The 14,878-nt window shown below is 51.0% G+C and carries 10 protein-coding genes; 5 read left to right on the top strand and 5 right to left on the bottom strand.

Features of this window, described 5'->3' with window-relative positions; all coding sequences use genetic code 11:
* Nucleotides 1-141 precede the first annotated feature (141 nt).
* Complete coding sequence (locus tag AC6R0S_RS02460; RefSeq protein WP_500637141.1) at nucleotides 142-2,682, top strand: penicillin-binding protein 1A; 2,541 nt, start codon at nucleotides 142-144, stop codon at nucleotides 2,680-2,682.
* A 65-nt stretch (nucleotides 2,683-2,747) separates the two neighbouring features.
* On the opposite strand, the gene oxyR is transcribed toward AC6R0S_RS02460, so the two are convergent.
* Complete coding sequence (gene oxyR, locus AC6R0S_RS02455; RefSeq protein WP_500637140.1) at nucleotides 2,748-3,638, bottom strand: DNA-binding transcriptional regulator OxyR; 891 nt, start codon at nucleotides 3,636-3,638, stop codon at nucleotides 2,748-2,750.
* A 155-nt stretch (nucleotides 3,639-3,793) separates the two neighbouring features.
* Here oxyR and AC6R0S_RS02450 point away from each other — a divergent pair, with 155 nt between their 5' ends.
* Nucleotides 3,794-4,534: a glutathione peroxidase gene (locus AC6R0S_RS02450; protein ID WP_500637139.1), complete on the top strand. Its 741-nt coding sequence runs from the start codon at nucleotides 3,794-3,796 to the stop codon at nucleotides 4,532-4,534.
* Nucleotides 4,535-4,676: 142 nt separating this feature from the next.
* Entirely contained in the window at nucleotides 4,677-4,925 is a 249-nt protein-coding gene (locus tag AC6R0S_RS02445) for a DUF3624 domain-containing protein (protein WP_500631013.1), read from the top strand.
* 340 nt (nucleotides 4,926-5,265) lie between these two features.
* Here AC6R0S_RS02445 and argH read toward each other — a convergent pair whose 3' ends face one another.
* The 4 genes from argH to argC all read right to left on the bottom strand — a co-directional run bounded on the left by argH (nucleotide 5,266) and on the right by argC (nucleotide 10,591).
* Nucleotides 5,266-7,140, bottom strand: a complete 1,875-nt coding sequence (gene argH / locus AC6R0S_RS02440; RefSeq protein WP_487902578.1) for an argininosuccinate lyase — start codon at nucleotides 7,138-7,140, stop codon at nucleotides 5,266-5,268.
* A gap of 242 nt (nucleotides 7,141-7,382) precedes the next feature.
* On the bottom strand, nucleotides 7,383-8,600 hold the full coding sequence (locus tag AC6R0S_RS02435) for an argininosuccinate synthase (RefSeq protein ID WP_500637138.1): 1,218 nt from the start codon (nucleotides 8,598-8,600) through the stop codon (nucleotides 7,383-7,385).
* A 140-nt stretch (nucleotides 8,601-8,740) separates the two neighbouring features.
* A complete protein-coding gene (argB, locus tag AC6R0S_RS02430; RefSeq protein ID WP_334555660.1) occupies nucleotides 8,741-9,535 on the bottom strand; it encodes an acetylglutamate kinase in 795 nt (264 codons plus the stop codon).
* A 51-nt stretch (nucleotides 9,536-9,586) separates the two neighbouring features.
* Nucleotides 9,587-10,591, bottom strand: coding sequence for an N-acetyl-gamma-glutamyl-phosphate reductase (argC, locus tag AC6R0S_RS02425; protein ID WP_500637137.1), 1,005 nt, complete (start codon nucleotides 10,589-10,591; stop codon nucleotides 9,587-9,589).
* Between the two features lie 153 nt (nucleotides 10,592-10,744).
* On the opposite strand from argC, the gene argE reads away from it, so the two are divergent.
* Both argE and ppc read left to right on the top strand, forming a co-directional pair.
* Nucleotides 10,745-11,881 carry an acetylornithine deacetylase gene (gene argE / locus AC6R0S_RS02420; protein ID WP_334555662.1) on the top strand — a complete coding sequence of 379 codons (1,137 nt, stop codon included), beginning with the start codon at nucleotides 10,745-10,747 and terminating at the stop codon, nucleotides 11,879-11,881.
* Nucleotides 11,882-12,128: 247 nt separating this feature from the next.
* Complete coding sequence (gene ppc / locus AC6R0S_RS02415; protein ID WP_334555663.1) at nucleotides 12,129-14,762, top strand: phosphoenolpyruvate carboxylase; 2,634 nt, start codon at nucleotides 12,129-12,131, stop codon at nucleotides 14,760-14,762.
* Nucleotides 14,763-14,878: the final 116 nt, after the last annotated feature.

Here is a 14,878-nt window from a genome sequence, read left to right as displayed (position 1 = left end):
GTTGCTCCCTATTGAAATGCTTAGCTCGCGCGCTTACTGAATTGATGGTTTAATAAGCACTAAGAAAAAGCATGAGCTAAAGTTTCAGCTTACAGTACAAGGGTTTGCATATTAGCGACCTATAATTTCAGGAATTCTCCGGTGAAGTTCATAAAGCGATTATTCATTTTTACATTGGTTTGCATGATTCTTGGAGTCGGTACAATTTTCGGTTTCTATTTTTATGTCAAACCGGACCTCCCCGACGTCGCCACTCTTCGAGATGTGGAACTGCAAACACCGATGCAGGTGTTCAGCCAAGACGGCAAACTGATTTCTCAGTTCGGTGAGAAGCGCCGCATTCCGGTCAGCTATGACGACATCCCTCAACATTTGATTGAGGCACTGATCGCCACTGAAGACAGTCGCTTTTACGATCACCCAGGTATCGACCCGATCGGTATTACCCGAGCGGCGGTCGTGGTGGCCATGTCTGGTTCGGCCAAACAAGGGGCGAGTACCATTACTCAGCAGTTGGCGCGTAACTTCTTCCTCTCTAATGAGAAGAAGATCATGCGTAAAATCAAAGAGATTTTTATCGCGATTCACATCGAGCAGCTGCTATCCAAACAAGAGATCATGGAGCTCTACGTCAATAAGATCTTCTTGGGCTACCGCTCTTACGGCTTTGGCGCCGCAGCGCAGGTCTATTTTGGCAAAGATCTTCAGCAGCTCACGCTGAGCGAGCTCGCGACGTTGGCGGGGATGCCTAAAGCCCCATCGACGATGAACCCTATCTACTCGCTTGAACGTGCGACGAATCGTCGTAACGTGGTTCTTGGCCGTATGCTGAGTGAAAACTACATTACGCAGCAAGAGTACGACCAAGCGAGAGAAGAGCCGATCGTGGCACGCTACCACAGCGCCGATATCGAATTGAGCGCTCCGTATGTGGCGGAACTGGCGCGCGCCTGGATGGTGGCTCGCTACGGTGAAGACGCCTACACCTCGGGGATGAATGTCTACACAACCGTAGACTCGAAGCTGCAAGCCGCCGCCAACGACTCGGCCATCAATAACCTACTCGCTTATGACGAGCGTCACGGTTACCGCGGTGCGGAAACCGTGTTGTGGAAACCCAACGCGGCGCCATTGTCGACTCAAGCTATCGAAGAGGCATTAAACAAGGTGCCAACCTACGGCCAATTAACGCCCGCCGTAGTATTGGACGTGGCGGCGAAGCAAGCCACCGTATGGGTGAAAGGCAGCGGTGAGCAGACCTTAAGCTGGGACGGCCTTAAATGGGCACGCCGCTTTTTGACCGATGAGCGTCAAGGCCCCGCGCCCAGTAAAGCCGGTGATGTCGTGACTATCGGCGAACAAATTTGGGTCCGTCAGGTCGCCGTCGACGATGACAGCGCGATGTGGCAGCTCAGCCAAGTCCCGAACGCCAATACCGCCTTTGTGGCCATGAACCCTGAAAACGGCGCAGTCCTATCACTGGTCGGTGGCTTTAACTTCGTCCATAACAAGTTTAACCGTGCGACCCAGTCGGTTCGTCAGGTTGGCTCAAGTATCAAACCCTTCATCTATTCCGCGGCGCTCGACAAAGGCTTAACCTTAGCCAGCTTGATCAACGACGCCCCCATTAACCAGTGGGATCGCAGTCAAGGCACGGCGTGGCGTCCGAAAAACTCACCGCCAACCTACACCGGCCCGACACGCCTACGTATCGGTCTGGCGCAATCGAAAAACGTGATGGCGGTGCGCGTGCTGCGTGAAGTCGGTCTTGATGAGACCCGCGAGTACCTGACCCGTTTTGGTTTTGATATTGAGCAACTGCCTCGCTCTGAAACCATTGCCTTGGGTGCCGGCAGTTTAACTCCGGTTAAGATGGCTCAAGGCTATTCCGTGTTTGCCAACGGTGGTTACTATGTGGAACCTTTCTACATCAGTAAGGTAGAAGGTCCGTTTGGTGAACCCGAATTTGCCGCCAATCCGAAAATCGTCTGCCGTGCAGGCTGTGATAGCGAGGCCCTGAATACATCGCCTCAAACCGATTCAAACACTGCGACAATCAACGACTTCAACGAGCAAGATGTTGAGTTGCCAATCAGTGATGTGGTGCAATACGCACCGCAAGTGATCTCCGAACAAACGGCATTTTTAATGCGTGAGATGATGTACAGCAACATCTGGGGCGGCGGTAACTGGCGTGAAGGAACCGGCTGGAACGGCACCGGTTGGCGTGCCCAGCAACTTGAGCGCCGCGATGTGGGCGGTAAAACCGGTACCACCAACGACTCCAAAGATACCTGGTATAACGGTTACGGTCCGGGCATGGTGGCGATCGCTTGGGTTGGGTTTGATGACCACAACCGTACACTCGGCCGCACAACGCCGAACGCCAACTTAGCGCAAAATCCGATCTCAGGCGCAGAGTCAGGCGCGAAAACCGCGGAACCAGCATGGGTGGACTTTATGAAAGTGGCATTGAATGGCGTACCAAAGCAGGACAAAACGATCCCTGAGAACATTGTGCGAGTGCGAATTGACCGAGATTCTGGTCTGCTGACCAACCGTTTTGACGCCAGTGCGATGTTCGAGTATTTCCTCGAAGGAACCGAGCCGACCAAATACGTCAGTGAAGATTTAGGTCCCTCTATCTACTCATCGAACAGTGAAGGAGAAGAGCTGTTCTAATCAGTTTGATAGAGAGGAAGAGAAAGGGATGGCGCGCGCCATCCCTTTTTAGTTTTTCCTGAGTGTTAGTCGATGACTAACTTCTCTTTGATGGTTTTCGCTAGCAGCTCAAACCGCTCTCTTAGTGGCGAGCCTGGGCGATAGGCCACCACTATCGTCCGTGAAGGCACGGGATTGACCGCCTTGACGTAACACACGCCATCTTTTTGCTTTTCGTGCGGGATAGACAACTGCGGCAGTAAGGTGATACCCGCTCCGGCTGCCACCATGTTTCTCAGGGTTTCAAGGCTGGTGGCTTTAAAACGCTCATCATCTTTGGCTCCGGCCGCGAAACAAAAGCCGAGTGCTTGGTCACGTAAACAGTGACCATCACCGAGCGCTAATACCGTCTTGCCATTGAGCTCCAACATGTCCAACTCTTCCAACTTCGCCCACTCATGGTCACACGGCACCGCCACACTGAGCGGCTCTTCATACACTGGGATCTCTTTGAACGGCGCGGTTTCTGCCACTGACGCCAAAACCAAACAGTCCAGCTTGCCCTCTTCTAACTGACGCACTAACTGCTGGGTTTGCGCTTCATGAAGAAACAGCTCAAGCTCAGGGAAACGCTCTTTAAGCGTCGGAACGATTTTCGGCAAGATGTAAGGACCGACGGTGGGAATAAAACCGATGTGCATTGGACCAGTCATGGCGCCGCTTTGCCCGCAGGCCATATCCTTGAAGGTTTTCACTTCACTGAGAATCCGTTTGGCTTGCTCGACCAACTGTAAGCCAGAGTCAGTAAACAACACGCGGCGACTGCTGCGCTCGAGCAACACAGTGCCGAGTTCATCTTCAAGCTTACGGATCTGCCCACTTAAGGTCGGCTGACTGACAAAACACGCTTCGGCGGCTTTTCGAAAATGTTTATGTTCCGCCAAGGCAACAACATACTCAAAATCTCGAATATTCATGCGCAGGGATTCTCCTGTGAGTTTTTATAGATTTTAACTATTGATGCAATTATATCAAACGATTGGAGCTATCAAAGGAGTTTTACGATACTGGACCCACAAATTGAGAACGCCAAGCCGAATGGGCTTGCTAACCATATTATTAGAGGGCATCTATGTTGGTATCAAAAGAAGGTCAGACTGTTCCAAATGTTACGTTTCCTACCCGTCAGGGCGACACTTGGGTCAACATCACCACTGACGAACTATTTCGCAATAAAACCGTGATTGTGTTTAGCTTGCCGGGCGCTTTTACGCCAACGTGTTCTTCAAGTCACCTGCCACGCTACAACGAGCTGTTCTCGGTATTCCAAGAGCATGGCGTCGATGAGATTGTCTGCTTATCGGTCAACGACACCTTTGTGATGAACGCGTGGAAAAACGACCAAGAGGCAGACAACATCACCTTTATTCCAGACGGTAACGGCGAATTCACCCAAGGCATGGGCATGTTGGTCAACAAATCAGAGCTTGGCTTTGGCCACCGTTCTTGGCGCTACAGCATGTTGGTCAAAGATGGCGTGATTGACAAAATGTTCATCGAGCCAGACGAGCCAGGTGACCCGTTCAAAGTCTCTGACGCAGACACTATGCTTAAATACGTTGCGCCAAGCTATAAGACGCAAGAGTCCATCACGGTATTTACCAAACCCGGCTGTCCGTTTTGCGTCAAAGCCAAACAAGCCTTGATCGACCATGATCTGCAATACGAAGAGGTGATCTTAGGCAAAGACGCCACCACTGTGAGCTTGCGTGCGATTACTGGACGAGCCACAGTGCCACAAATTTTTATCGGCGGTAAACACATCGGCGGTAGCGAAGAGTTGGATCACTACTTAGCCACTTTAGAGTCTTGATCATTCACTGAGCCCTCGATCTCCCGGCCCAGACGTGGGTCGGGGGATCACTTCCTCTCACTCACTTACTATCACTAAAGCACTAGCCAAACGGCCGGTGCTTTTTTATTATCTGGGTTCCCTTGCTGCTCGAGTGACCCAGATGGCCTGCCCCTATTGCAATCAACATTGGTTTTGGAAAAAGATCGGCCGATGCCAGCGCTGCATGGATCAACTCACGCTGTTGTCTGTCGCCTGTTGGGTTGCGTGGTGGTTCTTGTTTCGTGAACAACCGAAAAGTATTGAATCCATCGCGTTACTGGTGGCGGGGTTTGCCTTTAATGGCTTATTAGCGCTGCATATTTGGGTAAAGTTCATTGTTATCCCGTGGCAGAAACGCCATAAAAAATAGCGAATATCCAGTGGGAGCGTTGATCTTGATACTTTGGGTATGAACGTATTCTTCGATACACTCTTAGCGACATTCATCAAGAGAGTCATGGATAGCTCGCTGCGCGGGGGCTAGATAGAAAAAAGCCCCAAAACCAATCTTAGTCTTGGGGCTCTCTTAGATTCTTCTAAGAAAAAGCAGTGGTACTTTAATAGACCGGACTTTCTCTTAGAAGTTCCCATACGATAACGATCTTTTTTGATCTTTTTTATCGCCTTGGGTTTCAACTACTGATATCGTCTTGGTTAGCTAAAGCCCATCAAGTTGCATATATTGAGCCCTCTTGATTGAGAGACATAAGTTACGCAACGTTGACGCGGGCAATCGGCTGCTCGACTAAATTCACCTCTAGAGCGACCTCATCACAGGCATGTTGACGCGGGCACTGCTCGCAATCTTTGAGCACTTTCTCTGGTAACAGTGATTTCGAGGTCGGCAAGAAGCTCTGCTTCATGAAGAACTCTGGGGTGCGCGTCAGCACAAAGACTTTCTTGATCGCCATTTGGCGCGCTTTCTCTACCAGGTACTGAACAATCGCACTGCCCTGTCCCTGACCTTGCCAGCCTGCTTCTACCCCTAATGAGCGAATTTCGGCCAAACCAGAATCGTAGACGTAGAGTGAGGCGCAGCCAGTCACTTCTCCATGATGTTCCGCCACCGCGAACGAGCCGATGTCTCTCACCAGTTCATTACGTGAACGCGGTAAGTTCTCACCCATGTTCGCCCAGTAGGTGACCATGCCTTCCAGCGCTTCAATGTCGGTCAAACGTGCAGGTCGCACATTAACGGTGTTGTTGTCGCGCTTGATCAAACGGCCTTCCGCCTGCTCAACGGCGTACGCTACTTGCTTCGGTGACACACCGCCAAGCGCACTACGTTTCTCTAGACACGATTCGATGGTGAGAATGTCATACACATCGTTTTCAATCACCGCAGAGAAGGCTTTGAGCTCACCTAATGATAGCTCTTCAAGGGCGCAGCCTTTCTCAATCGCGCCCACCACAGCAACGCCAACAATGTGGTGCGCTTCACGGAATGGAATGCCTTTGGCAACCAAGTAGTCGGCCAATTCGGTGGCGTTTGCATACCCTTGCTTCGCCGCTTCCAAGGTACGCTCACCGTTGACTTTGATGCCATCAAAACAGAGTGCGGCCATTTCCATGCAATCGTTCCAGGTGTCGAGTGCATCAAACAGACCTTCTTTGTCTTCTTGCATGTCTTTGTTGTAAGCCAGAGGCAAGGCTTTGACGGTCATCATCATCCCGGCTAACGAGCCATAGACGCGACCTGTTTTGCCACGAATCAATTCGAGTGCATCAGGGTTTTTCTTCTGCGGCATCAAAGATGAGCCAGAGGTGACGGTATCAGCCAACTCAATGAAATTGGATTCACCTGAGTTGTAGAAAATCATATCTTCTGCTAGACGCGACAAGTGCAGCATGGAAATAGAAGCGACAGACATCAGCTCCATTACATGATCGCGGTCAGACACTGAGTCGAGGGAGTTACGTGTGGCACGACGAAAGCCCAAATTATGCGCCAACACTTCACGATCAATCGGGTAAGCCGTTCCCGCCAACGCACCGGAGCCCAGCGGGCAAGTATCAAGACGTTCAATCGCATCATGCAGACGTGAGTAGTCGCGCTCAAACATCTCCACGTAGGCTAAACACCAGTGGGCAAACGTAACAGGCTGCGCGCGTTGTAAGTGCGTGTAACCCGGTAATACCGTGGCTTGATGTTGCTTGGCGACAGAGACCATTTGCGCTTGCAGACGATCCAGCGCCATTAGCAGTTGCTGGCCTTGCTGACGACACCAGAGTTTGAGGTCAGTGGCGACTTGGTCGTTACGTGAACGGCCCGTGTGCAGTTTTTTACCCAGATCGCCGACTTTGCTGATCAGCTGCTGCTCTACCCAAGAGTGGATATCTTCCGCATCTGAACGCAAGATCTGGTGCGGGTCTTCCATCACTTCAAGCTTAAGCTCGTTTAACGCCAGCTCTAATTTCTGCTGCTCTTCTTCACTCAATACGTTGACAGAAAGCAGCGCTTTCGACCACGCGATAGAGCCGACGATATCTTGCTCTGCCAATCGGTAATCAAAACGCAATGAATCATTGAATTCTTTGAATCTTGTATCTGCTGCTTGGGTAAATCTTCCGCCCCATAATGCCATTGCGTTTCTCCTGATTACCAGTGCTCACTGTGCGTTTGACAGCGCGTTTGCTAAAACAATCTCTGAATGGAATTCAGTATTTTTTTGATGGGTCAACGTTACGGCAAATTCAGACAAAAATAAAGTATTAATTCATTATTTTTACATATTTATTCATGACTATTTTCTGTCGCCTGTAACGAAACAAGCCCATCTTTTCAGATGGGCTTGAGTAAGATAACAAGACAGTTCAGGAAGATCGATTACGATTTTTTCTGACTGTTCAAAGCGCGGATACGGCTCGATAGTGAGTAGAGACGAATGAATCCGCCTGCGTGGCTTTGGTCGTACACTTCATCTTCGCCAAAGGTCGCAAACTCTTCGCTGTAAAGGCTGTTGTCCGAACGCTTCTGCGTTACCGTTGCTTGACCTTTGTACAGCTTCACAACCACCTCGCCATTGACATCCTGCGCCAACTCTTCAGACGCCGCTAGGATAGACTTACACAGTGGTGTGAACCAGCGACCATCGTACACAAGATGTGATGCTTTGAGGCCCAGCTCTTCGCGGAACTCAAATGACGCTTTATCCAGCACCAGTTGCTCAACCGCACGCAGCGCTTCCATCATGATGGTGCCTCCCGGAGTTTCGTAACAGCCGCGAGACTTCATGCCAACCAAACGGTTCTCAACGATGTCGATACGACCCACACCGTGCTTCGCACCTTTTTCATTGAGGTAAACCAGTGCGTTGTATGGCGTCATGGCTTCACCGTCAACCGCCACCACTTCGCCCTTTTCTACTTTGAGGGTGACGTATTCCGCTTCGTTAGGTGCTTGCTCAGGGTCAACGGTCCATACCCAACAATCTTCGTTTGGCGCATTCCAAGTATCTTCTAGCACACCACCTTCGGTTGAGATGTGCCAAGCGTTAGCATCACGCGAGTAGATTTTAGTCAGCGACGCACTACAAGGGATGTTGCGCTCAGCTAGGTAATCCAGACACTCTTCACGGCTGACCAAGTCCCACTCACGCCATGGCGCAATCACTTGCAAGTCAGGGGCGAGCGCAGCAAACGCGCCTTCGAAACGTACTTGGTCGTTACCTTTACCGGTACAGCCGTGACACAAGGCATCCGCACCGACTTTACGTGCAATCTCAACTTGTGCTTTGGCAATGATAGGACGAGCCATTGAAGTGCCGAGCAAGTACTTGCCTTCGTAGTATGCGCCGGTTTTCAGCGTTGGGTAGATGTACTCTGCCACCATCTCTTCTTTGAGATCGACCACGTAACACTCAGACGCACCGGATGCTTTCGCTTTTTCTTCGATGCCAACCAACTCTTCTTCACCTTGGCCGACATCAGCGACAAACGCGACCACTTCACAGTCGTAGTTCTCTTTTAGCCACGGGATGATCACTGAGGTATCAAGACCACCAGAGTAGGCGACGACGACTTTGTTTACTTGTACTTTGCTCATTTTATTCTCTCCAACATCCAGCGCGGCGTATGGCCCTAGCGCTGGGTGATTAATCTGCTTTGGTGCCGCGCATCCAATCAAGCGGGCGCCCTGTGTTTGTTTGGCAGTGACCACAAGTCACTGCACGAATCTCTTTGTGTTTATGGCTTAGGTAAAAACTGAGTGCCGATGCTTTGCCCTGCGAACAGCTCAACGAGCTTTTCTGGGTAGCGCCATGTCGCTACTTCAATCGGACGACCCAAGTCATTCGCCGCTTCCAACGCTGCGTTGACTTTCACGATCATGCCATCGGTGATCACTTGGCCTTTGATCAGGCTTTGTGCTTTCTCTTCATCTAAGCTTTTGATGAGGTGGCCTTTACCATCCAGTACACCACTCACATCCGACAACAACACCAATTCTGCATCCAGTGCGCCAGCCACTGCGACCGCCGCTTGGTCGGCATTCACGTTCATCAACTGGCCGTCTTGCGTCAAGCCAATCGAGCTAATGATCGGCAGTGCGCCCGTCGCCAAAATCGCTTGCAACACGGTAGAATCGCCAGGTGATGCTTTGCCTACCGCGCCGAGTTCCGGATCCAACTCTTGAACCTGACACAAACCGCCATCGGCTAAGCTCAACCCTACTGCATTCAGGCCATCTTTAATCGCTTGCCCTTGCAGTAGCTTGTTGGCCGTACCAGCCAATGCACCCGCAATGACAGGAATTTGGTCATAAGGCGTCACACGTAGACCCTGTTTTTTGACCGTTTCAAGATTGAGCTTGGCCATAAGATCGTCCACTAAGTATCCGCCGCCGTGGACGATCACAATTCGTCGCTGCGCCTGAGTTTGGTAATTAGCGATGGCGCCAAACACTTGGCTGAGCGTCTCGGTGCAAGAAAGTGCCGCACCGCCTAATTTGATCACTAATGGCGTTTGATTGTTCTCTGTCATTACTCTTACCTCTACCGCTTGATGACTCCGTTTCAACCTTGACGATTGAGACTATACAAGGGCAGTTAACTCGGGATATCCGTAGTGGATGTTTAAACATTGCATCGCTTGACTCGATGCGCCTTTGAGCAAGTTATCAATCGCCGATACGACAATGATGTGCTCGCCCTGAACCTTCCAGCCAATATCGCAGAAAGGCGTGTTTTCGACGTTCTGAATCGAAGGCAGTGTCGTCGTGTGCAGACGAACGGCCGGTTTGTTCTGATAGGCGTTAGTAAACGCTTGTGCTACTTGCTCAGCCGTCACACCAGGCGCTAGCTTCATAGTGATGGTCGCCAGAATCCCACGTTTAAAATTGCCCAGATGAGGAGTAAAGATCACATCGCAACCCAGATGAGTGGCAATTTCCGGTTGGTGGCGGTGAGTAAACACGCCATAAGGCTGAAGACTCACTTCACAAAAGCTGTTCGTCAGTGAGGCTTTGCGCCCCGCGCCCGACACACCACTTGTCGCATTGATGACTGGCCACTGAGTTGTATCAACTAACCCAGATTGCAATAGTGGCTTGATGGCAAGTTGTGACGCAGTGGGATAACAACCCGGCACCGCAATAAGCTGGCTCTGTTTAATGCCTGGCTCATTCCACTCGGCAAGACCATAGGTAGCATTTTCTAGCAGCTGTTCGAACTGGTGCTCAAAACCATAGAACTCACTGTAGAAACCCTCTTTTTTGACCCGAAAAGCGCCCGAGAGATCAAACACCTGGCAGCCTTGCTCAAGCAATGGCGCGGCTAAATCGTGGCTGACTTCATGGGCAGTCGCAAGAAAAACCACGTCGCTCTCTTTGCCAACCTTTGCCACGTCAACGAGCGGCTGCACTGGCTCGGTCACTAAACCTTGTAACTTGGGGTGCAGTGTCGCAATGCTCTTACCTGCATCGACGCTATTGGCGGACACATATAAACCTGCTAGCGTAAGCTCTGGGTGTTTTTGCACCATGAGCGCCAATTCTGCACCTGTGTAGCCGCTGGCACCGATGATTGTGGTTTTTAGCATCTCGACATCCATAATTGGGTTAAAAACGCCACCCAAAGAGTGACTATAAATTTACAAACTTTAGCTTTTAACGGTTTTTTATTCATTAAAAGTGATTTATTATGTGTTTTACCTTCTTAATAGAATTATGTCAACAGGGAATGCGAACTAAATATGCAATTACCTAGCTTTATAGAGGTCTACCGCGGCCTTATTTCTACCTCATCCATCAGCTCGACTGACCCACGCTGGGATGAAGGCAATCAGCAAGTCATTGAAAAGCTCGCAGACTGGCTCAAAGACATCGGCTTTCAGGTCGAAGTCACGCAAGTCGAACCGGGCAAGTTCAACCTGATGGCAAAGAAAGGCTCAGGAGAAGGCGGCTTATTGCTGGCCGGACACAGCGATACGGTGCCATTTGATGAAGGACGCTGGAACTACAACCCTCACGCCCTAACAGAAGACAACAACCGTTTCTACGGCTTAGGTACAGCCGATATGAAAGGCTTTTTTGCCTTTATTATTGAAGCGGTAAAAAAGGTCGACTGGAGCAAACAAAGCAAACCGCTCTACATCTTAGCCACATGCGATGAAGAGACGACCATGCTCGGCGCTCGTCATTTCACTGAACACGCCCCGTTTAAACCGGACTACTGCATCATTGGCGAGCCAACCAGTTTAGTGCCTATTCGTGGCCACAAAGGGCACGTCGCCAATGCCGTGCGCGTGACCGGTAAATCGGGCCACTCTTCCGACCCTGCGCTTGGTGTCAACGCCATCGAGATCATGCATGAAGTGTTGTACGCGCTAATGCAACTGCGCGACAAACTGATCAAAGAGTATCATCACCCAGGGTTTGCGATTCCGAGCCCGACTCTCAATTTGGGTCACATCCACGGCGGCGACAGCGCCAATCGCATCTGTGGCTGCTGCGAGCTGCATTATGACGTGAGACCGCTGCCCGGTATCAGTTTGGATGGCCTCGACAACATGCTGCGCGGCGCACTCAAAGACGTCGAAGCCAAATGGCCCGGCCGAATTGAAATCACGCCGCTGCATGAGCCGATCCCGGGTTATGAGTGTCAACATGATCACCCGTTTATTGGTGGTATGGAGTCCATTTGTGGCATGGACGCTGAAACGGTCAACTACTGCACCGAAGCGCCGTTTTTGCAGCAGTTATGTCCGACCTTGGTGCTTGGCCCCGGCTCAATTGACCAAGCCCACCAGCCCGATGAGTTCCTCGCCTTCGATTTTATCGATCCGACCATCGATGTACTGTCAAAAGCCATGTACAAATACTGTTTCTAAAAACAGACACGTCGCTCTGCTCGGTGACTTTCCTCTCGAGCAGAGCAATCTTTCGTCGTTAGCCACTTCAAATGTAATAAAATTTCACCCATTTTCTCTGGGGTTGGATGCTTTTTGCTCATTGATATCGATTGCATAATATTTGCAAACTTTGCATGTGATAATTGACTCTAAGCGACATTTTTCGCTAGATTGTTGGCTTATCAAAAGAACAATGGATGTAATTTTTTTACAAGGCAGGACGACAATGAATGAGAAATACTCTGCTCTTCGAAGCAACGTAAGCATGCTCGGGCACTTGCTCGGCAACACCATTAAGGATGCTCATGGTGAAGCACTGCTCGATAAAGTAGAAACAATTCGTAAGCTTTCTAAATCTGCCCTCGCAGGCAACAAAGAAGACCGCGAGAGCTTGATTGAAGAGATCAAAAACCTGCCAAACGAGCAGTTAACTCCCGTTGCGCACGCGTTCAACCAGTTCCTCAACCTCACCAACATGGCGGAGCAGTACCATACGATTTCACGCCATTGTGATGAGCACGTGTGTGAACCGGACGCCATCAACAGCTTGTTTGCCAAACTGAGCAATAATGAGATCAGCAAGCTAGATACTGCTCAGGCTGTGCGCGATCTGAACATCGAATTGGTGCTCACGGCGCACCCGACAGAAATCACCCGTCGCACCATGATCAACAAGCTGGTTAAAATCAACAAATGCTTGTCCAAGCTTGAGCTTGGCGATCTGTCCGCCAAAGAGCGCCAAAAGACCGAACGCCGCCTTGAGCAGCTGATTGCCCAAAGCTGGCATTCTGACACCATTCGTAAGCAGCGCCCAACTCCGCTCGATGAAGCGAAATGGGGCTTTGCTGTGGTTGAAAACTCACTGTGGGAAGCCGTGCCTGACTTCTTGCGCGAGCTTGACGACAAACTCACCGATTACCTTGGTGAAGGGCTGCCTATCGATGCTCGCCCTGTTCATTTTTCATCTTGGATGGGTGGCGATCGCGACGGCAACCCGTTTGTCACCCACACCATCACCCGTGAAGTCATGTTGCTTTCTCGCTGGAAAGCCGCGGATCTCTATCTCAGCGATGTCAACGAGTTGGTCAGTGAATTGTCCATGACGCGCTGCAACGACGCGGTGAGAGCACTCGCTGGCGAGGATGAGCATGAACCTTACCGTGCCGTGCTCAAAGAACTGCGTGAACTGCTGACCGACACCAAAGACATCCTTGATGCTAAGATCCATGGTCAGAAACTGGCAGTCAAAGCGCCACTGCAACGCATCGCACAGCTGTGGGATCCCCTCTACGCTTGCTACCAGTCACTGCATGAGTGTGGCATGGGCAAGATTGCAGATGGTTCACTGCTCGACACCTTACGCCGCATCAAAGCCTTCGGCGTGCACTTGGTACGTTTGGATATTCGTCAAGAGAGTACCCGTCATTCGGATGTCCTGTCAGAGCTGACGCGCTACCTGGGCATTGGCGATTACGACCAATGGAGCGAGCAAGATAAGATTGCGTTCCTGACCAATGAGCTGGCGTCCAAGCGCCCACTTCTGCCACGCGATTGGGAACCCTCTGAACCTGTCAAAGAGGTACTCGACACCTGTAAGATCATTGCCGCTCAGCCTCGCGAAGCATTTGGCGCATACGTGATCTCTATGGCACGTACCGCCTCTGATGTTCTCGCGGTGCACTTGCTGCTGCAAGAGTCGGGCTGTCCGTACCGTATGGATGTTTGCCCGCTGTTTGAAACGCTCGACGACCTCAATAACGCCGAAGCGGTCATCAAACAGCTGATGAGCATCGACTTGTACCGCGGATTCATTCAAAACCACCAAATGGTGATGATCGGCTACTCGGATTCCGCCAAAGACGCCGGCGTCATGTCGGCCGGTTGGGCCCAGTACCACGCAATGGAGTCCTTGGTCAAAGTGGCTGAAGAGGAGGGCGTAGAGTTGACCCTCTTCCACGGTCGCGGCGGCACGATTGGCCGTGGCGGTGCACCTGCACATGCAGCGCTGCTGTCTCAGCCACCAAAGAGCTTGAAAGGCGGCCTACGCGTAACAGAGCAAGGTGAGATGATTCGCTTTAAACTCGGTTTACCTGAAGTGGCGGTCAACAGTTTCAACCTCTACGCGAGTGCAATTCTCGAGGCAAACCTGCTGCCACCACCAGAGCCGAAACAAGAGTGGCGCGATCTGATGAATGTGCTGTCTGAAGTGAGCTGTGAAGCCTATCGTGGCATTGTGCGCGGCGAACCAGACTTCGTGCCTTACTTCCGTCAAGCAACGCCAGAGCTGGAGCTTGGTAAACTACCACTGGGCTCTCGCCCAGCTAAGCGTAACCCGAACGGCGGTGTAGAGAGCCTACGTGCGATTCCTTGGATTTTCTCTTGGAGCCAAAACCGTCTCGTACTACCAGCATGGCTAGGCGCAGGTGAAGCAATTCAATACTCCGTCGACAAAGGGCACCAAGCGCTACTAGAAGAGATGTGTCGTGAATGGCCATTCTTCTCAACCCGTCTCGGAATGCTCGAAATGGTCTACAGCAAGTGTAATATCGACATTTCTCGCTACTACGATGAACGCTTGGCAGATCCTGAGCTGCTGCCTCTCGGCGATCGCCTACGTGCACAGCTACAAAAAGACATCAAAACCGTACTGAATGTCGAAAACAACGAGAACTTGATGCAGAGCGACCCGTGGGGACAAGAGTCCATTCGCCTGCGCAATATCTATGTTGAGCCATTGAACATGCTGCAAGCAGAGCTGCTCTATCGTACGCGTCAAACTGACGAGCCATCGGAAGAGCTTGAAGAAGCCTTAATGCTCACCATCGCAGGTATTGCGGCAGGTATGCGTAACACCGGCTAAGCCTAGCGCACAAAATTTGGGCGCACACCGCCCCATTAAACCTAAAAGGCCGATAGTCATCTATCGGCCTTTTTTATTATAAAACAAATACTAACGAGGAAGATGAGCCACAACAC

The organism is Vibrio sp. R15-SG3-ISO1B, from assembly GCF_059833835.1.
This window is presented reverse-complemented; position numbering and strand designations above follow the sequence as displayed.